The organism is Vibrio sp. HI00D65, assembly GCF_001635455.1.
In the GTDB taxonomy this organism is placed as follows: Bacteria; Pseudomonadota; Gammaproteobacteria; order Enterobacterales; family Vibrionaceae; genus Vibrio.
Genome location: NZ_LWEH01000013.1, coordinates 160,580 through 184,794, shown reverse-complemented (window position 1 = coordinate 184,794; position 24,215 = coordinate 160,580). Strand labels below are relative to the sequence as shown.

Annotated in this window: 22 protein-coding genes; 10 read left to right on the top strand and 12 right to left on the bottom strand. The window is 45.0% G+C overall.

The window, feature by feature from the left end:
• Positions 1-61: 61 nt before the first annotated feature.
• A complete protein-coding gene (locus A3712_RS03990; protein ID WP_082856169.1) occupies positions 62-1,495 on the bottom strand; it encodes a sodium-dependent transporter in 1,434 nt (477 codons plus the stop codon).
• A gap of 366 nt (positions 1,496-1,861) precedes the next feature.
• Between A3712_RS03990 and cls the strand changes: the two genes are divergently transcribed.
• Together cls and A3712_RS03980 are read left to right on the top strand one after the other, a co-directional pair.
• Positions 1,862-3,316 carry a cardiolipin synthase gene (cls, locus tag A3712_RS03985; RefSeq protein WP_063522384.1) on the top strand — a complete coding sequence of 485 codons (1,455 nt, stop codon included), beginning with the start codon at positions 1,862-1,864 and terminating at the stop codon, positions 3,314-3,316.
• A 180-nt stretch (positions 3,317-3,496) separates the two neighbouring features.
• Positions 3,497-4,681, top strand: a complete 1,185-nt coding sequence (locus A3712_RS03980) for a cystathionine beta-lyase (protein WP_063522383.1) — start codon at positions 3,497-3,499, stop codon at positions 4,679-4,681.
• A 111-nt stretch (positions 4,682-4,792) separates the two neighbouring features.
• Here the strand turns inward: A3712_RS03980 and A3712_RS03975 are convergent, their stop codons facing one another.
• The 9 genes from A3712_RS03975 to pspA form a co-directional block, all read right to left on the bottom strand.
• Positions 4,793-5,263: a hypothetical protein gene (locus A3712_RS03975; protein ID WP_063522382.1), complete on the bottom strand. Its 471-nt coding sequence runs from the start codon at positions 5,261-5,263 to the stop codon at positions 4,793-4,795.
• Positions 5,254-6,225 carry a winged helix-turn-helix domain-containing protein gene (locus tag A3712_RS03970; protein WP_063522532.1) on the bottom strand — a complete coding sequence of 324 codons (972 nt, stop codon included), beginning with the start codon at positions 6,223-6,225 and terminating at the stop codon, positions 5,254-5,256. The genes A3712_RS03975 and A3712_RS03970 overlap by 10 nt, the downstream gene beginning before the upstream one ends.
• A 107-nt stretch (positions 6,226-6,332) precedes the next feature.
• Positions 6,333-6,899 carry a DNA-3-methyladenine glycosylase I gene (locus A3712_RS03965; RefSeq protein ID WP_063522381.1) on the bottom strand — a complete coding sequence of 189 codons (567 nt, stop codon included), beginning with the start codon at positions 6,897-6,899 and terminating at the stop codon, positions 6,333-6,335.
• 76 nt (positions 6,900-6,975) lie between these two features.
• The gene (locus tag A3712_RS03960) at positions 6,976-10,086 is read right to left on the bottom strand and encodes an efflux RND transporter permease subunit (RefSeq protein WP_063522380.1); all 3,111 of its coding nucleotides are present in this window, start codon (positions 10,084-10,086) and stop codon (positions 6,976-6,978) included.
• Positions 10,079-11,164, bottom strand: coding sequence for an efflux RND transporter periplasmic adaptor subunit (locus A3712_RS03955; protein WP_063522379.1), 1,086 nt, complete (start codon positions 11,162-11,164; stop codon positions 10,079-10,081). Before A3712_RS03955 ends, A3712_RS03960 begins: the two co-directional genes overlap by 8 nt.
• A 1-nt stretch (position 11,165) precedes the next feature.
• Complete coding sequence (locus A3712_RS03950; RefSeq protein WP_063522378.1) at positions 11,166-12,200, bottom strand: efflux RND transporter periplasmic adaptor subunit; 1,035 nt, start codon at positions 12,198-12,200, stop codon at positions 11,166-11,168.
• 157 nt (positions 12,201-12,357) lie between these two features.
• Positions 12,358-12,744 (bottom strand): envelope stress response membrane protein PspC, encoded by a 387-nt coding sequence (pspC, locus tag A3712_RS03945; protein ID WP_008222647.1) that lies wholly within the window; start codon positions 12,742-12,744, stop codon positions 12,358-12,360.
• Positions 12,737-12,970 (bottom strand): envelope stress response membrane protein PspB, encoded by a 234-nt coding sequence (gene pspB / locus A3712_RS03940; RefSeq protein ID WP_004742066.1) that lies wholly within the window; start codon positions 12,968-12,970, stop codon positions 12,737-12,739. The genes pspC and pspB overlap by 8 nt, the downstream gene beginning before the upstream one ends.
• A gap of 14 nt (positions 12,971-12,984) precedes the next feature.
• Positions 12,985-13,656, bottom strand: coding sequence for a phage shock protein PspA (gene pspA / locus A3712_RS03935; RefSeq protein ID WP_063522377.1), 672 nt, complete (start codon positions 13,654-13,656; stop codon positions 12,985-12,987).
• A 272-nt stretch (positions 13,657-13,928) separates the two neighbouring features.
• Here pspA and pspF point away from each other — a divergent pair, with 272 nt between their 5' ends.
• The 7 genes from pspF (at position 13,929) to A3712_RS03900 (ending at position 21,121) form a co-directional block, all read left to right on the top strand.
• Positions 13,929-14,951, top strand: coding sequence for a phage shock protein operon transcriptional activator (gene pspF, locus A3712_RS03930; RefSeq protein ID WP_063522376.1), 1,023 nt, complete (start codon positions 13,929-13,931; stop codon positions 14,949-14,951).
• Between the two features lie 102 nt (positions 14,952-15,053).
• The gene (gene sapA / locus A3712_RS03925; protein WP_063522375.1) at positions 15,054-16,676 is read left to right on the top strand and encodes an ABC transporter substrate-binding protein SapA; all 1,623 of its coding nucleotides are present in this window, start codon (positions 15,054-15,056) and stop codon (positions 16,674-16,676) included.
• Positions 16,676-17,638 carry an ABC transporter permease gene (locus tag A3712_RS03920; protein ID WP_063522374.1) on the top strand — a complete coding sequence of 321 codons (963 nt, stop codon included), beginning with the start codon at positions 16,676-16,678 and terminating at the stop codon, positions 17,636-17,638. The genes sapA and A3712_RS03920 overlap by 1 nt, the downstream gene beginning before the upstream one ends.
• Positions 17,625-18,512 carry a putrescine export ABC transporter permease SapC gene (sapC, locus tag A3712_RS03915; RefSeq protein ID WP_063522373.1) on the top strand — a complete coding sequence of 296 codons (888 nt, stop codon included), beginning with the start codon at positions 17,625-17,627 and terminating at the stop codon, positions 18,510-18,512. Before A3712_RS03920 ends, sapC begins: the two co-directional genes overlap by 14 nt.
• Entirely contained in the window at positions 18,512-19,513 is a 1,002-nt protein-coding gene (locus A3712_RS03910; protein WP_063522372.1) for a peptide ABC transporter ATP-binding protein, read from the top strand. Before sapC ends, A3712_RS03910 begins: the two co-directional genes overlap by 1 nt.
• Positions 19,510-20,292: a peptide ABC transporter ATP-binding protein gene (locus tag A3712_RS03905; RefSeq protein WP_063522371.1), complete on the top strand. Its 783-nt coding sequence runs from the start codon at positions 19,510-19,512 to the stop codon at positions 20,290-20,292. Before A3712_RS03910 ends, A3712_RS03905 begins: the two co-directional genes overlap by 4 nt.
• 49 nt (positions 20,293-20,341) lie before the next feature.
• Positions 20,342-21,121, top strand: a complete 780-nt coding sequence (locus A3712_RS03900) for a DUF2927 domain-containing protein (protein WP_063522370.1) — start codon at positions 20,342-20,344, stop codon at positions 21,119-21,121.
• 104 nt (positions 21,122-21,225) lie between these two features.
• Here A3712_RS03900 and A3712_RS03895 read toward each other — a convergent pair whose 3' ends face one another.
• The gene (locus tag A3712_RS03895; RefSeq protein ID WP_004742050.1) at positions 21,226-21,615 is read right to left on the bottom strand and encodes a DUF2750 domain-containing protein; all 390 of its coding nucleotides are present in this window, start codon (positions 21,613-21,615) and stop codon (positions 21,226-21,228) included.
• Between the two features lie 149 nt (positions 21,616-21,764).
• Positions 21,765-22,670 carry a manganese-dependent inorganic pyrophosphatase gene (locus A3712_RS03890; RefSeq protein ID WP_063522369.1) on the bottom strand — a complete coding sequence of 302 codons (906 nt, stop codon included), beginning with the start codon at positions 22,668-22,670 and terminating at the stop codon, positions 21,765-21,767.
• 202 nt (positions 22,671-22,872) lie between these two features.
• Between A3712_RS03890 and A3712_RS03885 the strand changes: the two genes are divergently transcribed.
• On the top strand, positions 22,873-24,087 hold the full coding sequence (locus A3712_RS03885) for a putative manganese transporter (RefSeq protein WP_063522368.1): 1,215 nt from the start codon (positions 22,873-22,875) through the stop codon (positions 24,085-24,087).
• The last annotated feature ends 128 nt before the right edge of the window (positions 24,088-24,215 follow it).

The window sequence follows — 24,215 nt, the reverse complement described above, 5'->3', positions numbered from 1 at the left end:
TGCAGACATAAAAAAACGGGAGCCATTGCTCCCGTTTTTTCGTTATTTACTTCGCTTGCGATTATAGCTTCTTAGAGATAAGCGCAAAACCAGCAATAATACCAATACCTAGTAGCATGATTGCACCTTTACCGCTGTCGAAGCCAGAAGAGATACCCATGAACGCAACAATTGCGATAGCTACTGGGATTATGTACTTAACTAGTGCGTACCATAGACCGAATAGAGGGAAAGATACTTCACCGTCGTTAGTGATTTCTTTCTCTAGGTCTGCACGGTTTAGTCTCCAACCGGCGAAGATACATACCAGCATACCGCCAACAGCTAGGAAGATCTTATCTGTTAGTAGGTCGAAGATATCAAATGCGCCAGTGTCGAATAGTGTTGGACCAACGCCGCCTAGAGATAGAGAAGCGAAGATACATAGCGCAGCCATTACAACACTTGCAGACACTACTGCTGTTACACGTTTCATGCCTTTCTCGTCGATTAGGTAAGAAACCACAACCTCAAGTAGAGAAACTGAAGATGTTAGAGCCGCAACACTTAGACCGATGAAGAACATAAGTGCGAATAGAAGACCGATTACGCCGCCCATTTCAGCAAATAGCTGAGGAACAACAACGAACACTAGACCAGGACCTGCTGCTGGTTCCATACCGAATGCGAACATCGCTGGGAACATTGCAACACCAGCAAGGATAGCAACACCTGTATCCATTGCGGTAACCATAGCGGTAGTTTGAACCAGGTTTTCTTTCTTCTTAAGGTAAGAACCGTAAGTCAACATACAACCCATACCTAGAGATAGTGAGAAGAATGCTTGGCCAAGTGCAGCTAGAATTACGTTACTGTCTACCTTAGAAAAGTCAGGGCTGAATAGAAACTCAAGACCAGCCATAGAACCTGGAAGAGTCAGACCTTTGATCGATACCACGATAAGGATCAAGAATAGCAATGGCATTAGAACTTTACCCGCTTTCTCGATACCGCCCGAGATACCTTTCATAACGATAACAACGTTAAGAAGAAGGTATAGACCCATCCACATTAGTGGTTGAACTGGGTGAGAGATGAAACCACCGAAGCTATCACCGATTGCTTCAGGTGCGTCTAGAAGACCACCAGCAATCTTACCGATGTATGCGATAGACCAGCCGCCCACTACAGGGTAGAAACCCATGATCAGTAGACCACTTACTACGCCAATAACACCTGTGAAAGTCCAACGACGGTCAGTTGATTTAAATGCACCTACTGCTGATTTTTGCGTATGACGGCCGATAGCAAATTCAGTCAGCATTACACTGAAACCGATGAAAATTACAAAAAACAGGTAAATTGCAACGAATGCACCACCGCCACTCTCGCCTGCTGTGTATGGGAATTTCCAAATGTTACCTAAGCCAACAGCAGAACCTGCTGCAGCCATTACGAATCCTAACTTCGAACCCCAGGTATCACGGGGTGTTGTGGTTGTATTACTAGTAGCCACGTTTACTCCAAAATTTGTGTTGTGTGATGTTGTGTTTTGCTTTAGGTGGCGTCTTTAAAAGATAAGGTGTACAAACGGCTTTACACACCTAGAAGGTTTGATTGACGCTACTTGTATAGCAAGTAAAGCAGTTTAAGAGTATAATTGGAAGCCCGAACCGTATGTTTCCCGCTAAAAATGTGAGTTTTTATGATTAAATGCCGCTTTTTCATACAAAACTACCGTTTCCGTCTTAAGTTAACCAAAACTTAACAACTATAACCTGTTTACAGCCTTTGCTCTAATTTGTAAATAGTTGATTCCTTGAATTCCCATATTCGTAAAATAGCATTACTATCTAAGTGTCTCTTTTTTCGAGTATTCAATGTGGAAAAGCTCTACCATTTTTTAACTTTAGCCTCTGTCGCTTTGTACTGGGTCCTTGTAGCCGGTGTAACACTGCGTGTTGTACTAAAACGACGCTCTGTCAGCGTTTCTCTCGCCTGGCTTATGGTTATCTACATTATCCCAATTGTAGGGGTGGCTTGTTACTTCCTTTTTGGTGAACTGAACCTCGGTAGAAAAAGGGCTGAGCGCGCACATCGCATGTTTACTCCCTTTGGAGATTGGTTCCGTCAATTGAACGATTGCCAACTTCACCAACCAGGAAAAGTCGGCTCCCCTATCCATAAGATCGACGAGCTTTGTAACAATCGAATGGGCATTCCTGCGCTCAGTGGAAATACTCTATCCCTACAATCGTCACCAAACGAAATCCTACACGCAATCATCGAAGATATAGAAAATGCCCAAACCAGTATTAAGATGGTTTTCTATATTTGGCACCCAGGCGGCCTAACAGATTCAGTGGCCTCTGCTCTGATTCACGCAGCAAAACGTGGTGTAGATGTTAAAGTTTTGCTCGATTCAGCGGGTAGCCCACGCTTTTTCAAAAGCCATTGGCTGCTTATGATGGAAGATGCCGGTGTGCAGGTTGTACAAGCTCTGGAAGTAAGCCCTTGGCGTATTTTCTTGCGACGCCTTGATCTAAGGCAGCACCGTAAGATCATCGTGATTGATGAGACTATTGCTTACACAGGCTCGATGAATATGGTTGACCCTGCTCATTTCAAACAGAGCTCAGGTGTTGGCCAGTGGATCGATGTTATGGTTCGTGTGACAGGTCCAACCGTTAACGTACTCTCTGCAATCCATGGTTGGGACTGGGAAGTAGAAACCGGAGACCGCATTCTACCTGAACTACCAGAATGTTCTGTAGAAGAAGCGGTGACGCATCATCCCGTACAAGTTGTGCCGTCGGGCCCAGGTATGCCGGAGTTTTTGATCCTGCAGGTTCTGACTATTGCGATCAATCAGGCTAACCATACCGTGCGTATTACGACCCCTTATTTTGTACCGAGTGCGGACTTATTAGAAACACTTAAGATGACAGCTCAACGTGGTGTCAACGTCGAACTCCTCATTCCCCATAACAATGATTCGTTGATGGTAAAATGGGCCTCTCGCGCTTTCTATACCGAATTGCTCGAAGCCGGCGTTAAGATCTACGAATTCTATGGTGGTCTTCTTCATACCAAGTCGGTAGTCATCGATGAAGAGTTCTGCTTGATTGGAACGGTCAATATAGACATGCGCAGTTTATGGCTCAACTTCGAAGTAACGCTCGCCGTGGATGATGTGCATTTCACTCAGAACCTCTCTGAGCTGCAGAAATCTTACATCGATTCATCTTACTCAGTTGAGTTAGAGCAGTGGGAGCAAAGAAGTTTACGCAACCGCTTCTTTGAAAGACTGTTCTATCTGTTCAATCCTCTTCTGTAATTTAAGCGGTTAGCTGTAATAGCTCGCCGTTTCCCCATCGATCATTTTAATCTTTCGCTCTTTACTGAGTGAAAGATTAAAAATCGTAAGAAAAGCGTAAAAAACCCCGCTCCGCTCTTGCTTTGAATACTCTTGGCATGTTTTAAATAGGACATAACCGATTGATAAGGAATTCATAGCATGTCCGAGAACAAAACCACTAAACTGATCACAGCCGGTCGTGATAAGAAGTGGACCAATGGTGTTGTTAACCCACCAGTACAACGCGCTTCAACTGTGGTATTTAACTCAGTAGAAGAGAAGCGTAAAGCGACGATTAACCGCGCTAACAAGACCCTTTTTTACGGACGTCGTGGAACCAACACTCATTTTGCCCTCCAAGATGCGATGGTTGAAGTGGAAGGCGGCGCAGGCTGTGCACTCTACCCTTGTGGAACGGCAGCCATCTCCAATACGATCCTTTCTTTTGTAGAAACAGGTGACCATATTCTGATGGTTGACACTTGCTACGAGCCAACTCGCGATTTCTGTGACACCATCATGAAAAAGATGGGCGTAGAAACCACCTACTACGAACCAACAATTGGCGAAGGCATCAAAGAGCTTATCAAACCAAATACCAAGGTGTTATTTACCGAGTCTCCAGGTTCAATCACCATGGAAGTTCAGGATGTTCCAACACTTGCGCGCATTGCTCACGAGCATGACATCACCGTGATGTTAGACAACACGTGGGCTGCTGGTGTTAATTTTTCTCCATTTGATTTTGGTGTTGATATCTCAATTCAAGCGGCGACTAAATACATCGTCGGTCACTCTGATGTGATGTTAGGTACTGCCGTTGCCAACGAGAAGTGCTGGGATCAACTAAGGGAACAAAGCTACTTAATGGGCCAATGTGTTTCACCAGATGACGCTTACCTTGGCCTGCGCGGCATTCGTACCTTAGAAGTGCGACTACGCCAACATGCGGAAAGCAGTTTAAAAGTCGCGAAGTGGTTAGAAACTCGACCTGAGGTAGACCACGTTCGTCACCCTGCTCTTGAATCATGCCCTGGTCATGAATTTTTTAAACGAGATTTTACCGGTGGTAATGGCCTGTTTTCGTTTGTGCTAAAGAACTCGAATACACAAGCAACCACAGCGCTGCTTGATGGTATGAAACACTTCAGCATGGGCTACTCATGGGGTGGATTTGAGAGCTTAATTCTCGCGAACGAGCCGAGCAGCTTTGACAGCCTAAGAACAGTAGCAAATCCAAACTTCGACGGTACTTTAATTCGTATACATATCGGCTTAGAAAGTGTTGATGATCTGATTGCAGACCTAGAGGCAGGATTAGATCGCTACAGCGCTCTGGTTTAACTAGAAACGGTATATTCAACATACAAAAAAGGCAGGGTACTCCTGCCTTTTCCAGTTCTGCGCCTCAGTAGACTATAGCTCCACAACTGACGCAAAGTGCTTTAAAGTTCATTATTGAACTTGGTAGCATGTCCAATTAAAGATTTCAGAGCGGTGTTCATTGAACAAATACAGGGACCGCTCTTTCTCCAAAATCGAGTAATCAATGGTCACTCCTTTGTACTCACTGTATTCCTGATTAATGATCGGATCATGAAATGGAGTTGCGGTTCTTACGTCAATAATGCTCATCGACAAATGATCCCCCTCCAAACCGTAGTAACCAGAATAAAGGTTTTCCATTGTGCCTTCGGTGCCGTCTTTTTCAGTGATCGTCACAAACTCTCTCATGCTATAAGTTTGGTCAGACTGAAAAGTAAAGATTATTCGCTCATATAGTGATTGGTACGGTTGATATGCCTGAGATAAGAAATCCGTTTTTAGCGTTTTACAATGCCATCGAGTACCGGTTAGTGTGTTCTGGTCTAGAAAAAAGCTCACCGATGCAATTGCTAATAAAATGAGTAAGCCAATTAATCGCAAAAGTAGCCCCTCTTTTCCATATAGGCAGCAAACGAGTCAAAAGACGTTTCTACATTGAAAATTGTCGCCCCGTAATTGAGAGCCTCGCCATCCTTCCTTTGAACTAACATGTACAAAGCATCACTCTCTGGTTGGTCGACAGATGGATAAATACGAACAAACACATCCACATTACAATAGCTAGGTATCACACTGGTCAGCTTTTCTGTTATCGCTGGTAGCGAATAAGAATCTCCATGAGCAATATGGAAAAAGTAGTGGTTAGTATCGTCTGTGTAACTATCTCGATATTCCGACTTATCAATAAAGTAAGGCGTTGGCTTGTAGAAAGTTTGGAGTAGATTGAACGCAGTAACGAGAACACAAATAAGTGCGAATGTATAGCCCGCTATTACCGCATGCTTATTGCTAGTGATATTTGATAAACCAAGTGCAACCGAACCGTGCGCTTGATTTGAAGTTGTGGAGCCCGAAGTGATAGTCGAAGAAATCTCTACAGGCTGCTGGCTTGTCGTTGATGCTGCATCTGCTGGTACACTGGACTCCTTTTGAATTTTAGGCTTTGCTATCATACTAGCCTCAGAGGCAGACTGAGCTTCACCAAGGTCTACTTGAGACCTAGTTTGGGTGCTTGGGCTTGCCTTTTTCGATTCATCGATTTCAAGAGAATAGCCGCTTTTACTAACAGTTCGGATCGTCGCACAGCCACAGGTTACCTTAGATAATGTTTTTCTGATCTTTGAGATTACATTGGTAAGCGCTTGTTCCGAAACAATGACATTGCCCCAGCATCTATCAAATATCAAACCTCGTTCGATGCACTCGCCCACGTTTTCAAGCAAGAGGAGGAATACCTTGCCTTCAAGTGGCGCAATAGTCTCTACGTGTCCATCTTCACGCACAAACTGCCTGAGTAAGGGATCATAACTAGCATCACATATTTGGTAGTTTTGTTGTTTCACTATCATTTTCTATCTTTAAATTCGATCACATATAATATTGAATAGTTTATAAATGGCTAGTGCTTTTTTGTCACCTATAAGTAACTTTTTTCGTGACAATAAATAATCTACCTGTGGGGACAACTCACCATATGGTCATTCACCATACCTGTTGCCTGCATAAACGCGTAACAGATTGTTTGACCTACAAACTTAAAGCCTCTCTTTTTTAAAAACTTACTCATAGTTCTAGATTGCTCAGTAGAAGCAGGGACTTGTGACATCTCTGTCCACTGATTATCGATCACCTTGTTATCAACAAACTGCCATAAGGCATTCGATAAAGAGCCGAACTCTTTTTGAAGTTCCAGCGCTGCACGAGCATTGTTGTACACGGAAGCAATCTTGCCCTTATGCTTAACCACATCAAAATTTTCAATGATATTGGGTACATTGTCTTCATCGAGTTCGGCTAATTTGTGTAAGTCGTAGTTCTCAAATGCCGCGCGATAGCATTCGCGTTTTTTCAGTATCGTAATCCAACTAAGCCCCGCTTGAGCTCCCTCTAGAGTGATGAATTCAAACAACACTTGATCATCATGGACAGGCACGCCCCATTCCGTATCGTGGTATACCCTTTCAAGTTCATGTTTAAGTGCCCATGCACACGTTCTCTCCGCAGCATTCGCTTCCATTTCAATAATCTCACTTTAGTAAAATACATAAAAATAATGCCCCAGTTAGGGGCATTATTTTAAAGGTAAATTGGCGTTATGCTACGTCAATCTTATGGAAAAGGCGGTACAGTACCGGTACGACGATAAGCGTCAGCACCGTCGCAAAGCCCAAACCAAACATAATGGTTACCGCCATTGGCTTGAAGAAGATATCAGGCAATAGTGGAATCATACCAAGAATCGTCGTAATCGCTGCCATACATACCGGGCGAACACGGCTTAGTGCAGCATCAACAATAGCCACATAAGGGTGCTTACCTGACTTCATCTCAATCTCGATTTGGTCAAGCAGTACAATACCGTTCTTCAAAAGCATCCCGGATAGACTCAAGAAACCTAACAGAGCCATAAAGCCAAATGGGGTGTTTAAGGCCAGCAAGCCAGTCGTCACACCAATTAAAGCCAGCGGTACCGTTAACCAGACGATCAGCGGCTCTTTCACTGAGTTAAACAGGAACACAGTGATCAAGAACATAAACAAATAGCCAAGAGGCATGGTTGTAAACAGAGATGCCTGCGCTTTAGCTGATGATTCATACTCACCACCCCACTCAAGAGAATAACCAGGTGGCATCTCAATCGCTTCAATTTGTGGCTGTAGGCGCTTTTGTAGCGTAGAAGCAGTTTCTTCGCCCAGTAGGTCAGGATCCGCCATGACTGTCAGCATACGCTTACGGTTTTTACGGATGATCAGTGGATCTTCCCATTCCAACTCGTAACCTAAAGTCACTTGTTGTAGTGGGATGTATTCACTTAGCGCAGGGCTCCAAATCTTCATACCTTCGATGTTACGAATATCAACACGCTCATCTTCCGGTAAACGAGCCACAATTGGCATCAGCGTTGTACCATCACGATACACACCAATCGACTTACCAGAGAAAGACATCGCGAGGAAATCATCAACATCAGACTTGGTGATACCGTAACGACGAGCTTGGCTTTCATTGAACTGAGGCTCTAGAACCTTAGTTCTTTCACGCCAGTCGTGGCGAACGTTAAATGCACCGCTATCAGCACGCATGACATCCATCACTTGCGCTGCGATTGAACGTAATACCGTTGGATCAGAGCCTACAATACGAGCTTCAATCTTCGCACCACCACCAGGCCCTAACTCAATCTTTTTAAGCTTGTAGTCGATCTCAGGGAATTGACCATTAACATGCTCACGGAAGCGCTTCATTAACCCTTCAAGCACTTCGTAACTCTTAACGCGAACTGTTATCTCGCCATAAGCGCTATAGCTTTTCTCAGGCGCGTAAGTCAGCATGAAACGTTGCAAGCCTTTACCTGCGGTCGTCGTGATGTGTTCAACTTCGTCCTGTTCAGCTAACCAGCTTTCAAGCACTTTAAGCTTAGTGTTGGTCGCTCGAATATCGGTCCCTTCCGGCATCCAAACATCAACTTGGAACATAGGTGTTGTCGATGATGGGAAGAAAGCTTGTTTTACGAAACCAAAACCGTAAACACTCGCACCGAGACCAATAACCAGAACAATCATGGTTAGCCAAGCACGCTTCATACAGAATTCTAGGAAGTTTTTGTAGACAACAAAAACCATCCCATTATACGGATCTTTGCCCTCATTATCAGCATCAACCTTCTGGCCTTTAAAGAAGATATCGGCAAAGAATGGCGTAATTGAGATAGCCGTAAACCAGCTCAACATTAGCGAGATAAGTAGAACCGTGAACAAGGTGCCACAGTACTCACCCGTCGAGTCTTCAGACAAACCGATTGGCGCAAATGCCGTTACCGCAATCACCGTTGCACCCAGCAATGGCCATTTAGTCTGAGTTACGATATCAGTGGCAGCCTGCATCCGGGTTCGCCCCTTCTGCGTGCCGATCAATATCCCTTCAACCACCACTATGGCGTTATCCACCAGCATCCCCAGTGCGATAACCAATGCACCCAATGAGATACGTTGTAGGTCGATTTTGAAGTACTGCATGAAAATGAAGGTGCCAAACACGGTCAGTAGCAGTATCAAGCCAATCAGAAGACCTGAACGAAGACCCATAAAGAACAGCAGCACCACGATTACGATTGCAACAGCCTGCCCTAAGCTCACCACGAAGCCACTTACTGACTTATCTACTTCTTTAGGTTGGTTATAAACTTCTGAAATGTCGATGCCTACTGGCTGTTGGTATTTCAATTCAGCAAGTCTTCGGTCAAACGCTTCACCCACCGCGACCACGTTTACGCCTTGAGCAAAGGACACACCAAGGTTAAGCGCTAGTTTGCCGTTGTAACCGATAATGTTAGTCGGTACTTCAACATAACCGCGGGTTACTTCTGCCACATCTTTTAGATAGATAAGGCCTTGAGCACCACCTTCGGTCAGAATCAAATCACCCAACTGTTCTACGTTCTGAAATTCGCCCGTAGGATGGATACGAATGTATTCGTCCCCAATTCTCACCGCGCCTGCACTGGAAACAATGTTTTGAGTCGATAAAAGATTAAATACCGTGCTCGGCGAAATACCCAAAGAACTGATCCGTTTCATCGAGATTTCGATGAATACTTGCTCTTGCTGCTGACCAGAAACAGAAACTTTACTGACCCCATCAACTAGCTCCAGCTCACGCCTTAAATAATCGATATAATCCAACAGCTCTTTGTAGCTGTAGCCATCACCGGTTACCGCAAGCAAAATACCGTAAACATCACCAAAATCATCGATGACTTGTGGATCGTTCACACCGGGCGGCAGTGACACTTTCAAATCATTCACTTTTCGACGAAGTTCATCCCAAATCTGCGGCAGATCGTCTGGGCCATAGTTATTCTTCATCGTTACCGTTACCTGAGACAGGCCTCGACTGGAGATAGAGTTAACCTCGTCAACATAGGTAAGTTGTTGGATCGCTTTCTCTAGCGGATAGGTTACTTCCTCTTCCACTTGCTGCGGTGTCGCACCCGGGTAAGAGGTGACAACCATCGCATCTTTGATGGTAAAGGCCGGGTCCTCTAGACGTCCCAAACCAAAGAAGGCAGACACACCACCAATCAGGAAGATTAACGACAGCATCCAGCTGATGACTTTATTGCGAATAAAATAAGCCGCTACACCCGTGATCTGGTCATCACCCTGTTGAGCGTCATTCTGGGGCTTGTTATTTGCTTCACTCATTGTTCGCCTCCTGAGATAATACTTCCACTGTCATCCCATCTCGCAATCGCGATACGCCCGCTACAACTATATGCTGCCCCATCTCTAATCCTTTGATTATTTGCAACGTTTTCTGATTGGCTTTACCTAATACCACTTTCTGCTTTGAAACTGTGTTGTCGTCATTAATGACCCAGACGAATGAATTCTTACGAGTAAGTTCATCGCCGTCAGCATTAAATACCGCCTCAATAGGTACTAAAACACCGGCTTTCAGTTCTAAGCCAATATCTCGACCATGTGAGGTAACATCGACCGCCATACCATCCAGAATCAGATCGTCTTCAGGCATCGGTAGTGCCAAGGTCACGGTAAAGGTTCCGGTGCTTGGATCGGGCTCTGTTGTGAACTCTTTAATGCCTGCTGGATACTCATTACCGCTTGGAACTCGTACCAAGGCCGTCATATTTTCAAGGATGGCCTCGCTAGGCTGATTAACGTAGATTTGATCAGGTAGCTGAATCACCACCTCAACATCCTCGACGCTGTGAATATTCACGATTTGCTGACCCACTTGAATGTTCTCAAATTGGTCGACACTGACACGGGAAATGATGCCATCAACGGGAGCTTTGAGCTTAGTGAAAGACAAGCGAAGCTTCGCCAGTTCTAACTCGGCGTATGCAATCTGACGTTGAGCGGCAATCTCATCAAACTGAGACTTCGCGAGTAAGCCCTTTTTCACTAGAGGCTTTGAACGCCTGAACTGGCTGTTCACCACAGTATATCGAGCTTGGGCATTATCGACGTCTAATTGATAGTCCGTAGGATCAAGCTCAGCAATCACATCCCCAGCCTCAACTCGTTCGCCTTCTTTGACATCGAGCCTGTATATCTCGCCCGCCACACGAAAGCTCAGATGTGCTTTTTCTGCCGCATTGGCAACGGCAGGGAAATAGAGTTTGTCATTGAAATCTAATACTGAAATCTCAATCGCTTTAACTAATGGAATGTTCTCGGCTTCTACTTGAGACTTTTCTCCACAAGCGGTCAGCAAAGCTAAACATGACAGTCCTGTCGCTAATTTGAATGCACTCATGTTATAGCCCCCTTTCCTTGATCCACTCTCGAACCTTAATCCCGGATTCAAGGCCATTCACACCAGAAGTTACGATGCGGTCGCCATCGTTTAGGCCAGAGACAATGTGACGTTTTTCATCAATCACAATTGCCACTTTTTCAACGATACCATCACTATTCACTCGCCAAACTGAGACATCATCGCCATCACTCATCATGGCAGAGGTCGGGATTTTGGTTGCAGCTGCTTGGGCCGACACAAGATTCACGGTACCAGACATGCCTGGCAAGATGCCGATATCGGTTGGTCTTTCCATCACCATGGTCACTTTATATGAACCAGTTTTTGGGTCAGCTTCTGTATCTACCTCTTGGAACGTCAGTACGTAGGAGTTTTCAGGAAACGCATCAAATACCATGGTCGCATCGGTTTCAAACCCAGAAGAAAAGCGCGCAATGAGTTGGTCGGGCAATAAGAAAACGACTTTAAGAATCTGATTAGTTTGAATATTCATGACGCCTTCTTTAGCGGCAATGTACTCATGATTTTCAGCTGGAATAATGGAAATGGTGCCATCATAAGGGGCAACTAAAGTGGTGTAGCGAAGATTCGCATTCGCTTGATTAAGCATCGCGCGAGCCGAATTGTGGTTCGCTTTCGCTTGGTCGAAATCTTGCTCTGACACTACGCGGTCTTTACGCAGTTTAATCGCACGTTGATACTGAACATCGGCAAGCTGAAAGTTTGCTTGTGCTTGCTTCTCTAGCAGTTGATATTCATCAGGGTTTAACATGGCGAGTTTATCGCCTTTCGACACATGCTGCCCAGCAGTCACGTCGATGCTCTGTAATAATCCGGGAACGCGGAATGCGAGTACCGCTCTATCACCAGCTTCAGTTGTAGCAGGGAAATTACGCTCAAAAGCATTGTTACCGACGGAGACAGTAAAGAGTTTGGCGGGTCTAGATTCAGGTTCAGGGACGGGAAGAAGCTCCTTACCACACCCAGACAACCCAGCTAAAGCCGTCAATAGGACAAGGGAGGCTCTATACATTGGTGATCATCCATATCTATAAATATTTTACAACATAGATTAATCGCATGTAACTTACCAGTCGACGTAAGATTTATTTAGAGAAAATTATCAAAAAAAATAACGGCTTGGAATAAATTTTCCTAAACCGTCATCTTATATTGTTTAGGTTTTGCCGCTACATGTTCTTGAATTCGCGGTTCACTTTAAACGTATCGGATGTGACATAAGCTTCCATGTTGCGGACACTGGTCTCTAACTTCTGGAAATCACCCTCTAAAGTGTTCAATAGCGACTCTGCAGTTTGCCCTTTTTCCCAAGGCTTTTGCTTGAGCGTATGCTCTTGTTTAGCCTTCATTTGGTCGACATACTGAGGTGGTTGTTTTTCAAGCATAAATGTCAAAGCAATATACGCCAATAACACCAAAAAACTACCACCGAGAAGTGCAGCAGAGATAACCATGATACGAACCAGCCAAACTTCCAGGCCGAAATAGTTCGCCAACCCTGCACACACGCCAGACAACTTACCGTTAATTGGATCGCGATACAGATCTCTACTCATAGTTTCGTCTCCAGTTAGGTGACTCCGCATCCAGTATTTTTTCTAGCGTTGTTACACGATCTTGCATCGACTCTGCTTGTGCTGAAAGCTTATGCAGGCGTTGAAGATCCGTTTCCGATAGCCCATTACTGGATTTCTTCTTGCTGCGGTAATGTAAGAATAACCATAGCGGTGCCACGAAGATCAAAAAGACAATCAGTGGACCTGCAATTAGAAATGTGGACATAGACAACTCCTGAATTATTTATCGCGGTTTTCAACTTGTTGCTTCAGCTTCGCTAGCTCTTTTTCAATTTCATCTTGAGCTTGTAGTTCTGCAAATTCTTGGTCTAACGATTTTGCATTGCCTGTCTTCGCGTAAACATCCGCTTCAGCTTCTAATTCATCCACTTTACGCGAGAATTGCTCAAACTTCGCCATTGCTTCACTGGTTTTGCTTGAGTGCAGATGTTTTTGCACATCACGACGATTGCTTGCTGCGTTGTTGCGGATCATCAATGCTTGCTGCTTAGCACGTGTTTCTGCGATCTTAGTTTCAAGCTTACCAATCTCATTCGTTAGTTTCTCAATCGTTTCATGCACCAACGTTTGCTCTGTGTGTAGACTCTTGATGATGTCTTCAAGCTTTTGCTTTTCGATCAGCGCTGCTCTCGCTAGATCTTCACGTTGCTTAGTGAGTGCCAGTGTCGCTTTATTCTGCCAATCAAGAATCTGAGTTTCGATAGCTTCAACTTTACGAGCGAGTTCTTTCTTGTCCGCAATAGCTTTTGCTGAATTAGTGCGAACCTCTACCAATGTATCTTCCATTTCTTGGATGATCAGGCGAATCATTTTTTCAGGATCTTCAGCCTTGTCTAATAATGCGCTGATGTTTGAATTTACGATGTCTGCAAAGCGAGAAAAAATACCCATGAGGAACTCCTTAATTACAATTGAAGGCAAATGCGTTTTAAATCGTTGTGCGACTCATCACCACTTGCTCGCTAATTTACATTTGTTGTTAAACCTACCATAACTAATCCAAGTAGCGTGCCAACTTTTAAGGCACTAATTATCAGTCACTTACAATGCAATGGCGATTAACCTGAATCATGCTATGATGAATTTAACCAAGTATTGGTATTTTTCACCATTACAGCCCTTATATGACCTCCACCATCGCTCAGCTACTACAAGGACTCGCTATGCAGCAGAATCTCATTGGTGAATCACCCAGCTTTCTTTCTGTGTTGGACAAAGTTTCTAAACTGGCTCCAATAGAGAGACCTATTCTGATCATTGGCGAGCGTGGTACAGGTAAAGAGTTGATTGCACAAAGGCTCCATTACCTCTCAAAGCGTTGGGACCAGCCCCTGATCTCGCTAAACTGTTCAACACTGAACGAAGGCTTAATTGATTCAGAGCTGTTTGGTCATGAGTCAGGCTCCTTTACCGGTTCAAAAGGTCGTCACCATGGCCGATTTGAAAGAGCAGAGGGCGGCACACTATTTCTTGATGAACTCGCGACAACGCCCCTTGCAGTTCAAGAGAAACTATTGCGGGTTATCGAATACGGACAATATGAACGTGTTGGTGGACAAAAAGCACTGAGTGCAAATGTAAGGCTGGTGTGTGCGACCAATGCAGACCTACCAGAGATGGCATCTAAGGGCGAATTCAGAGCTGACTTATTGGACAGACTCGCCTTTGATGTGATTACTATTCCCCCTCTTCGTGAGCGAAAAGAAGACATCACATTACTGGCCGAATACTACGCTATTAAGATGTGCCGTGAATTAGAGCTTGAGCTATTTGTTGGCTTTGCACCATCAGCCATTGAATCTTTATTGTCATACTCTTGGCCGGGTAATGTCAGAGAGCTCAAAAACGTCATCGAGCGTGCCATCTACCAACATGGCAATAACTCATATCCTATTGAATCTTTGGTATTTAACCCGTTCAAGCCAGCATGGGGCACGAATCAAGAATCCTCTCAAGGAATTGGCAATGATCCATCCAACAGCCATACTTCTACTGAGAACTCGTTTTCTTTGCCTCTTGACTACAAAGCATGGCAGGAACAACAAGACATCAAACTGCTCAATCAAGCCTTAAAACAGAGCAAGTACAACCAAAAACAAGCCGCCGAATTACTCGGGCTCACCTACAACCAATTAAGGGGAATGGTGAGGAAGTACGCGATTGTCGGACAAGGCAGTGAGAAATAGCCACACTCATAGGATTATTATTTGGAGCCGAATAAATAAAATGTTAAATTATCGGGATCTTGAGGCTCCTCTAACGCCTCGTTTCGAAAAGTATTTCTTTTTATGAAAGCACTAATAAGACTATCACTGAGCATCTGCACGCTGAGCTTTTTAGCCGGATGTGGTGAGAGTGTGAATCACGAGCAAATTCGTGAAAAAGGCTTCATTTATTGCGGCCAAGGTAATCCTAGTACCTTCAACCCTCAATTGGTTGATAGTGGAATTACAGCGGAATCGCTGAGCCCTCAAATCTTCGATACGCTGCTCACACTTGATCCTATTACCTATCGACCACAACAGAATTTGGCAACAAGCTGGTCTGTCGATAAATCAGGTACTGAATACACTTTCAAACTGCGCCCTAACGTTGCGTTCCAGACCACAGACTGGTTTACGCCAACCCGTTCTATGAACGCGCAAGATGTGGTTTTTAGTTTCGAACGTATCATTGATAGCTCAAACCCATTCCACTATGTGGGCGGTGGTCTATATCCGTGGTTTGCTGGCATCGACTTCAAGAACTTGATTGTCGATATCACGGCAGTGGATGACTTAACCGTTAAATTCAAATTAAGTCGACCAGATAATTCTTTTCTAAATAACATCGCGACCAGTTACGCGGTGATTCACTCTAAAGAATACGCAAACCAACTCGTGGCTGCTGATGAGAAGAATGAGATCGATTCAAAGCCAGTTGGTACAGGCCCATTCTATCTGGATGAATATCAAATCAACGACTTGGTGCGTCTTAAAAAGAACAAGCATTACTGGAAAGGTGATGTGCAAATGGACCAAGTGGTTTTCGATACCTCACAACGCGGAACTGGCACACTCGCTAAGTTGCTGCGCAATGAATGTGATGTGTTGAACTCGCCGATTTCTAGCCAGATTCCAATCATTCAAGCACATGAAGAGCTGCAAATATCCGCGACACCAGCGGTGAATGTCTCTTTCATCGCCCTTAATACTGAGCACCCAGCCCTGCGTGATTCTCGCGTGCGTAAAGCGCTGAACTTGGCCATCAACCGCCAGAATATTCTTGATTCGGTATACTACGGTACAGGAACCAAGGCTTATACGCTACTGCCTCCAACATCTTGGGCTCATCAGAAAGACAATGTTCAAGTACGCTATGACCGAAACTATGCGATAGCCCTTCTCAAAGAAGCCGGCGTAGAGCCAGGATTAGAGCTTTCAATGTGGGTACCGCTAGAACCAAGATCTTACAACCCAAGCCCGCGTAAGACCGCTGAGCTTATACAAGCTAACTTAGCGGACATCGGCATCGAATTGAAACTTTACACTGACGATCGATTCGACCGTACACAGCTGTCTTCAATCGACTCAACAGATCTGCTACTAACAGGTTGGATCGGTAATACTGGTGACCCTGATAACTTCTTGCGTCCCCTACTCTCGTGCAGCTCTGAGCGCGCAGGACTCAACGTATCGATGTGGTGTAATTCAGATTTCGATTTCCTTCTGGATTTAGCCTTAGAGATCAACCAACAAAGGCACCGTGTAAACTTGTATCGCCAAGCCCAAAACATTCTCAACGAGGAAGTACCTGTGATCCCTCTGGCTCACGGAGTGCAGTTCCGCGTGCATGATCGTTCACTAACCGGCTTTAAACAAAGCCCGTTCAATGCCCAACCTTTTGATCAAGTCAGAAGAGAGGTGCACTGATGTTTTGGTATACATTAAGACGTATTAACCTGTTCGTTATCACGCTCGCGATCCTGACGATGGTCGGCTTTTCGTTACTACGACTCGACCAAACCTCACCGTGGGCGATTCAAGATTTCTGGCCGGGCTGGATAAGCTACATCACTGAATTGTCGACGCTGAATTTTGGCTTGAGCAAACACGGTACCCCTATCATTGAGGAGCTTGTGGTTGTGTTCCCAGCCACATTAGAACTGTGTTTCTTTGCGTTTGTGTTAGCGCTTTTGATTGGCATCCCTTTTGGGACCATCGCAGGCATGAGACAAGGTAAATTTGTCGACACCACTATCTCGTTCACCTCGATGGCCGGTTACTCAGCACCAATATTCTGGGTCGCACTCTTGATGATCATGGTGTTCTCTCTGCATTTTGAGATGTTCCCTGTTGGCGGTCGATACGATCTACTTTATGAGATTGAACACGTGACAGGCTTTGCGATCATCGATGCCTTTTTTGCTGAAGGTCGCTACCGCGCGCACGCTTTGCAAAGTGTCATCGAGCACATGGCGCTGCCGTGTCTTGTTTTAGCATTGGCACCGACGACTCAGGTTATCCGTTTAATGCGAGCATCTGTGGCTGAAGTGATGACGCAGAACTACATCCGTGCGGCACGTATTAAAGGTCTATCAACAAGAGAGATCGTGACTCAACACGTATTACGAAATGCGATTCCACCGATTATTCCTAAGGTCGGTGTTCAACTGTCGAGTATGTTAACGCTTGCGATCATTACCGAGTCTATCTTTAACTGGCCGGGGATTGGGCGCTGGTTACTGGACGCTTTATCGAATCAAGATTACGTTTCTATTCAAGCTGGCGTAATTGTGGTGGCAACTCTGGTTTTGACTGCAAATATTCTGTCTGACCTGCTAGGCGCTATGGTCAACCCACTGGTAAGGAAGGAATGGTATGCTAACAAATAACGTCTACCAAGAAGAACAGATTCCTACCCAGTTTGAGCGCTTCTGGCGTAGCTTCCGCTCTAACAACCTTGCGATGTTTGGCTTGTGGTGTTTGATACTTATCATTCTGGTGACGATCACTTCTCCGTGGTTAGCGCCCCATGATGCACAAGAGCAAACGGGTCATCTTTTAACACCGCCATCTTGGGATCCAGCAGGTACTGTTGAATACTTCTTAGGTACAGACGATCTAGGTCGAGATATTCTTTCTCGCTTGATCATTGGTTCTCAGCTTACCTTTGGCGCTGCGGTCGTGATTACCTTAATTGCGGCTGTCATTGGCTGTCTCATTGGCGTACTTGCGGGTATGACGCGCGGTTTGCTATCAAGTACTCTAAACCACCTGCTTGATACAGTAATGTCGATTCCGTCTCTGCTACTGGCAATTATCTTTGTGGCATTCCTTGGCTTTGGCGAGTTCAATATCTTGCTGGCCTTATGTTTGGCATTGATTCCGCGCTTTATTCGTTCGGTCTACATTGCCGTGCATGCAGAGGTAGAGAAAGACTATATTCTGGCTTCTCGACTTGATGGTGCGAACGACTTCTACCTACTGTGGAACTCAATTCTTCCGAATATTCTTACTGTCGTGGCACTAGAAATTACGCTGGCGTTGTCGGTCGCAATTCTTGATATCACTGCTTTAGGCTTCCTTGGTCTTGGCGCTCAAGCACCAAGCACCGAATGGGGATCTATCCTCGGTGATTCTGTAGAACTTATTTATCTCGCACCATGGACAGTAACCTTACCCGGCCTAGCCATTATGTTTGCAGTGATAGTGATTAACCTCGTCGGTGAAGGTGTTCGCCAAGCGCTAAATGCAGGAATCGAATAATGCCGTTACTTGATATTCGACATCTAACCATTGAAATTGAGACCCCTCAAGGGATGGTTAAAGCGGTAGATCGAATGAGTATTACCCTCAATGAAGGGGAAATTCGTGGTTTAGTAGGTGAATCAGGCTCTGGTAAAAGCTTGGTTGCTAAAGCAATCGTTGGTGTTTGTAAAGAAAACTGGAAGGTATCCGCTGACCGTATGCGACTGGGGAATGTTGACCTGCTTCAACTGACACCGAAAGAGCGCAGACGTGTTATTGCTCGTGACATCGCGATGATTTTCCAAGAACCATCGACGTGTCTTGATCCTTCGGAAAAAGTGGGCAATCAACTGATCGAAGCCATTCCCTCACACGCCTTTGAAGGTCGATGGTGGCAACGATTTAAGTGGCGCAAGAAACAAGCTACCGCTCTGTTGCACAAAGTCGGCATCAAAGATCACTCGCGTCTAATGGACAGCTACTCTTATGAGCTTACCGATGGTGAGTGTCAAAAAGTGATGATCGCGATGGCAATTGCTGCCAAGCCAAAAGTCTTGATTGCCGATGAACCGACCAACGACTTGGACCCAATTACCCAGTCTCAGATCTTGCGATTATTGAGCCGAATGAATCAGCTCCATAACACGACCATTATCCTGATCGGCCATGACTTAACGACCATCACTCAATGGGCGACTCGAATTACCGTTATGTACTGTGGCCAATCTGTTGAATCTGCGGATACACAAAAACTGTTGGATGCACCAAAGCACCCATACACTGTGGCTCTATTGAAAGCGATGCCAGACTTTAATGACTGGATCCCACACAAAGAGAAACTTCAGTCACTGCCAGGGTCGATTCCTCCACTACAGCACCTTCCTATTGGTTGTCGATTGGGGCCACGTTGCCCTTACGCGCAGAGGCAGTGTGTGGAAATCCCGCATACCAAGCGAATTAAGAACCATAAGTTTAACTGTCATTTCCCTCTGAATATGGAGAAGAAAAAGAAATCATGAGTGCATTATTAGAAGTTAGTGAATTATCTAAGGACTTTACGACTCGCTCTGGCCTTTTCCGTAAAAAGATTCATCAAGCGGTGAAACCGGTAAGCTTTACGCTTGAAGCAGGTCAAACGATCGGCTTCATTGGTCAGAATGGCTCTGGGAAATCGACATTAGCAAGAATGCTAGCAGGCATGGTAGAACCAACTGCGGGTGAAATTCGTGTAAACGGTGAAAAGCTGGAACACAAAGACTACTCTACTCGCTGTAAGTTAATTCGCATGATCTTCCAAGATCCCAACACTTCCCTTAACCCGCGTATTCAGATTGGTCGTATTCTGGAAGGCCCTTTAAAGCGAAACACCAACATGCCACCAGAAGCCCGTATGCGCCGTGTAAAAGACACACTCTTACGTGTAGGCCTTCTACCTGAACATGCTTACTTCTACCCTCAGATGCTTGCTGCGGGCCAGAAACAAAGGGTTTGTCTAGCTCGTGCCTTGATACTTCAGCCATCAATCATTGTCGCTGACGAAGCTCTGAACGGTCTAGATATGGCAATGCGTTCTCAGATCATCAACCTGTTCTTAGAACTGCAAGAAGAGATGGGCGTATCCTTCGTCTACGTATCTCAACACCTTGGTATTGTTAAGCACATCACCGACAAAATCATTGTGATGCACGAAGGCAATGTGGTTGAGAACGGGGACACCGATGAAGTACTGACCAACCCAAGCCACCAAATCACCCAAAGACTGGTTGAGAGCCATTTCTCCAAAGCGCCAAATCACTAGTCTGAAACTACTAAGCTAAGACCACGCGATGTTTAATAGGAGGGAAAGTATGTTACGAACCGCTTCAATGCTTCCCCTCTTGCTTGTTGGCCTCTCATTTAAAGCGGCAAGCACACCGCTTACTTGGTTAGATAAAGCCTTCATAGAAACTGCGTTTTATAACGTGGCACTGCAACACGAATACTCCTCAGGAACTAAACCACTCGCCAAATGGCAGCAACCTATCAAAGTTTGGATTGACCATCGTGTCGGCGATAAAGAACTTCATCAAGAACTCGCCGAACTACATATCCAGCACTTAGCTCAAGTGACCCAACACCCCATCTCACTCGTCAGTAAAGAGTCTGAAGCGAACGTTAAGTGGATATACACCAGACAAAGCAAGTGGATTTCAGAATCCAAACGCGTACTCAATCTCAAATCGACCGAGCACTTAAACAGTGCTATTTGCACAGCGGGCTATCGAATTAACGCAAAAGGTGAAATTGTCTATGCAGGAATCATTATTCCTGTTGATCAGGCCAGATCACGAGGAAAGCTTGTCGCCTGTATCGTAGAAGAAATCACACAAGTTCTTGGGCTACCCAATGATTCAGATAAAGCCTACCCTTCCATCTTCAACGATCATACGCCAGAAGACCTACTTTCACCGCTAGACATGGTGCTACTTCAATTACTTTACGAACCAGAGTTAAAACCTGGGATGACCAAAGCACAAGCAAAGCCCATTGTGCGAAAAGTTTTAAAAAGTTACCAAGAGGCGGGTGTACTTAAACGAGCACCAAAGACAGCACAGCAAGCACCTTTGTATCAGTTGGTTGGATATTAGTACGTGAGATAGTGATTGTGTTGTTTGGGGAGCGCTGGGGCAGCATACAGAATGAAAGCGTTGCCTAACACGAGGCAACGCTGAATTATGATGTAACGAGAAGATTAACGCTTAGCAGCCTGTTTCTTCAGCTCAAAGTCGAATTCATCAGGGAACAGGATAACGCCTTCTTCTTGCTCATTAGGGAATACAACCACAGCAAGTTCATCGTCTTCTAGACCGTTCGTCCAGCGGCTGTGCCATTTGTTTAATGAGATAGACTCAGCCTTACACTCAGCCCAGTCACCTGTCGCCCATGACTCAGCAAACTCTTGGTTTGGCCATACAGGAACGCAGTCTTCGTCTTCTGTGTTTAGCATTACACAACCGTGCTCATCGGTTAAGATCCATACTTCACGGTTTGCTACGATTTCTTTCACACAGTACTTAAGGCGTTGCTCACCCGTGTACTTATTGATTTCAGCGATTCTTTTATCGTCTAGCTGTGTAGTCATCTTAATTTCCTACTTTAGTCAGTAACTTTGCGCTTAAAGTTATTTTATGCGGAGTGCTTTTAACTGCAAATATTATCGATGAAGAAAAGTGCTTACTTCAAAGAAAAACGCCTGCTAACTTAGCAGGCGTTTATTATTAAGAGACTTGATTAAACAAGCTCACCTTGAAGCCAAGGCCAGCCTTGCTTCTTACGACTTAATGTATTTTCCATCATTAGCACGCCATCTTTTTCGTGCTTAACCAATTTCTCAGCCCACTCACCTTTGTAAAGTAGACGAGTTTGAGCAGTAGTGATGTCAGTAAGCATTACAGCAGCGAATGCTAGACCGTCTTTCTCACAACGCTCTTCAAGATCCGCTTCAAGTGCTTCGATCATGCCATCTACTTGCTCAAGAGTTGCAAGTTCAACTTGACCAACAACAACATCGCGACCGTTAAATGGGTAGCCTTTAAGGTCTTTTTCTACTAGCTGTGCTGCAGATAGGCCTTCGATGTTTGTTTTAGCGATTAGAAGTGCTTTGATGAATGCATCAACGTCGTCTACGCCAGCGATTTCAGCAAGTTCAGCAACCGCGTCTTTATCTTTTTGAGTACAAGTTGGAGATGCGAAACCAACAGTGTCTGAAAGGATTGCAGACATCATTAGCTTAGCGATTTGTTGAGAGATAGCGTGACCTTCAATCTTGAACATGTTGAAAAGTACCGTGTTAGTACAACCAACAGGCCAGATCCAAGCTTCCATTGGGTTAACTGTCATCACGTCGCCTAGACGGTGGTGATCGACAATACCTAGGATCTCTGCGTCTGCAACATCGTCTGGTGCTTGTGCTAGATCTGAGTAGTCTACTAGCCAGATTTTCTCACCAGCAACAGAAGTACGAAGTTCTGGCATTTCTGCACCAGCGACTTCAAGAATGTGTTGAGTTTCGCGGTTGATCTCGCCTTGGCGAATTGGTGTCGCTTCCTCGCCACGAGCTTTAAGAAGCTCTGTTGCAACTAACGCACTACAAATACTGTCACTATCAGGGTTTTTGTGACCAACAACTAAAATCATGTTTCTTCCTATTACACTATCAATTACGACTCTACCTATAGAGCCTATCTTTATTAGGCACACTTTACCCTATTTTTTTAGTTTGGTCATGTTTCGTCGATTTTCCCCACCTCAAGAATAGAGAAAAAACCCAATAATGCAATTGATAATTATTATCATTCATATATATTAATATCTAGACACCTATTTTTGAGTAACATCTATGGATCGACTAATCTCATTTTTACCAAGCAGTAGCACTGCGAAAACCACTCAGTTTTCACTCTCTTTCAAGCGACTGCTTTTGCCAATTTCACTTGCCGCTCTTGTCGCAGCACCGGCTACGCGAGAGCTTACGGTAACCACCTTATCTGACGCATTCTGGGCCGTATCTTGTTATGTTGCTCTAACCTTAGCGGTCTACCACTGGCTAGCTCTCTATATCAACAAAGACAACATATTCAGTAAGTTAGTCCGTCAATCTCGCTCTAACCAAGTTGTATTTGCCGCCCTTATGGGTGCGCTGCCCGGTTGTGGTGGTGCTATCGTGGTAACCACACAATTTATCTCGGGTAAGCTCGGTTTCGGTGCTGTTGTCGCTGTGTTGGTGTCCACTATGGGCGATGCAGCCTTCCTTCTTATTGCCAGCGAACCGAAAACAGGCCTCGCTATGATGGCGATGGGTGTCATCGTCGGCACGGCTTCAGGTCGAATCATTAACCTATTCCACGCCGATGACTTTTTACGCCCTAAACAAGTTGAGAATAATGAACCTGTTAGAAGCTGTTCATCGCAATCACAAGACAAAGAAGCCGTTTCTAAAAAAGCGATCAATTTGCAAGGTTACTTGTGGTCAGTATTGATTGTCCCAGGCGCTGCGGTTGCCCTACTCGGCTCATTTCAAGTCGATGTCAATCAACTGCTCGCTTTACCTGAGATGTCGATGGAATGGGTTGGCGCTATCTTGTTGATTAGCTCAATGTTTTTGTGGGGCCTTACTCGTGAGATTAAAGACTACAAATCAGCGGTAAGTGAGGACGAGAAATGTTTGGGCTCTCATCCACTACAAAAAACAGCGCAGGATACGAACTTCGTTACAGCCTGGGTTGTGGTCGCTTTCCTCTTCTTTGAGTTCGGCTCCGTAATAGCAAATGTTGATTTTGCAACGTTATTCTCAAGCTGGGGAATGATGCTCCCCCTGGCTGGGGTCCTGATGGGTTTGCTACCGGGCTGTGGACCACAATTATTGGTGACTAGCCTTTACCTTTCAGGCGCACTTCCACTTTCAGCTCAGGTAGGTAATGCAATTTCAAATGATGGTGATGCACTTTTCCCTGCCATTGCGATGGCACCTAAAGCCGCACTGGTCGCGACCTTGTACTCAAGTATACCCGCTTTACTCTGTGCATACGGGTATTGGTTTATATTCGAGATTTAAATCTCGCAGCTCGATAGGTTTCTATTAGGTCGATACTTGGTATCGACCCTTTTGCTTTGTCATCCTAATTACTACTTACAGCAACTCTTGGCTATCAACACACTCTAGCCTGGAAGCTTAACTATCTG

Coding starts and splice junctions, on each gene's coding strand:
- A3712_RS03980 (WP_063522383.1), top strand. CDS start 3,497: ATGTCCGAGAACAAAACCACTAAACTGATCACAGCCGGTCGTGATAAG.
- A3712_RS03965 (WP_063522381.1), bottom strand. CDS start 6,899: ATGGAAGCGAATGCTGCGGAGAGAACGTGTGCATGGGCACTTAAACAT.
- sapA (WP_063522375.1), top strand. CDS start 15,054: ATGAAAGCACTAATAAGACTATCACTGAGCATCTGCACGCTGAGCTTT.
- A3712_RS03895 (WP_004742050.1), bottom strand. CDS start 21,615: ATGACTACACAGCTAGACGATAAAAGAATCGCTGAAATCAATAAGTAC.
- A3712_RS03900 (WP_063522370.1), top strand. CDS start 20,342: ATGTTACGAACCGCTTCAATGCTTCCCCTCTTGCTTGTTGGCCTCTCA.
- A3712_RS03890 (WP_063522369.1), bottom strand. CDS start 22,670: ATGATTTTAGTTGTTGGTCACAAAAACCCTGATAGTGACAGTATTTGT.
- pspC (WP_008222647.1), bottom strand. CDS start 12,744: ATGAGTAGAGATCTGTATCGCGATCCAATTAACGGTAAGTTGTCTGGC.
- A3712_RS03910 (WP_063522372.1), top strand. CDS start 18,512: ATGCCGTTACTTGATATTCGACATCTAACCATTGAAATTGAGACCCCT.
- A3712_RS03950 (WP_063522378.1), bottom strand. CDS start 12,200: ATGTATAGAGCCTCCCTTGTCCTATTGACGGCTTTAGCTGGGTTGTCT.
- A3712_RS03905 (WP_063522371.1), top strand. CDS start 19,510: ATGAGTGCATTATTAGAAGTTAGTGAATTATCTAAGGACTTTACGACT.
- A3712_RS03885 (WP_063522368.1), top strand. CDS start 22,873: ATGGATCGACTAATCTCATTTTTACCAAGCAGTAGCACTGCGAAAACC.
- sapC (WP_063522373.1), top strand. CDS start 17,625: ATGCTAACAAATAACGTCTACCAAGAAGAACAGATTCCTACCCAGTTT.
- A3712_RS03960 (WP_063522380.1), bottom strand. CDS start 10,086: ATGAGTGAAGCAAATAACAAGCCCCAGAATGACGCTCAACAGGGTGAT.
- pspF (WP_063522376.1), top strand. CDS start 13,929: ATGCAGCAGAATCTCATTGGTGAATCACCCAGCTTTCTTTCTGTGTTG.
- pspB (WP_004742066.1), bottom strand. CDS start 12,970: ATGTCCACATTTCTAATTGCAGGTCCACTGATTGTCTTTTTGATCTTC.
- A3712_RS03920 (WP_063522374.1), top strand. CDS start 16,676: ATGTTTTGGTATACATTAAGACGTATTAACCTGTTCGTTATCACGCTC.
- A3712_RS03955 (WP_063522379.1), bottom strand. CDS start 11,164: ATGAGTGCATTCAAATTAGCGACAGGACTGTCATGTTTAGCTTTGCTG.
- pspA (WP_063522377.1), bottom strand. CDS start 13,656: ATGGGTATTTTTTCTCGCTTTGCAGACATCGTAAATTCAAACATCAGC.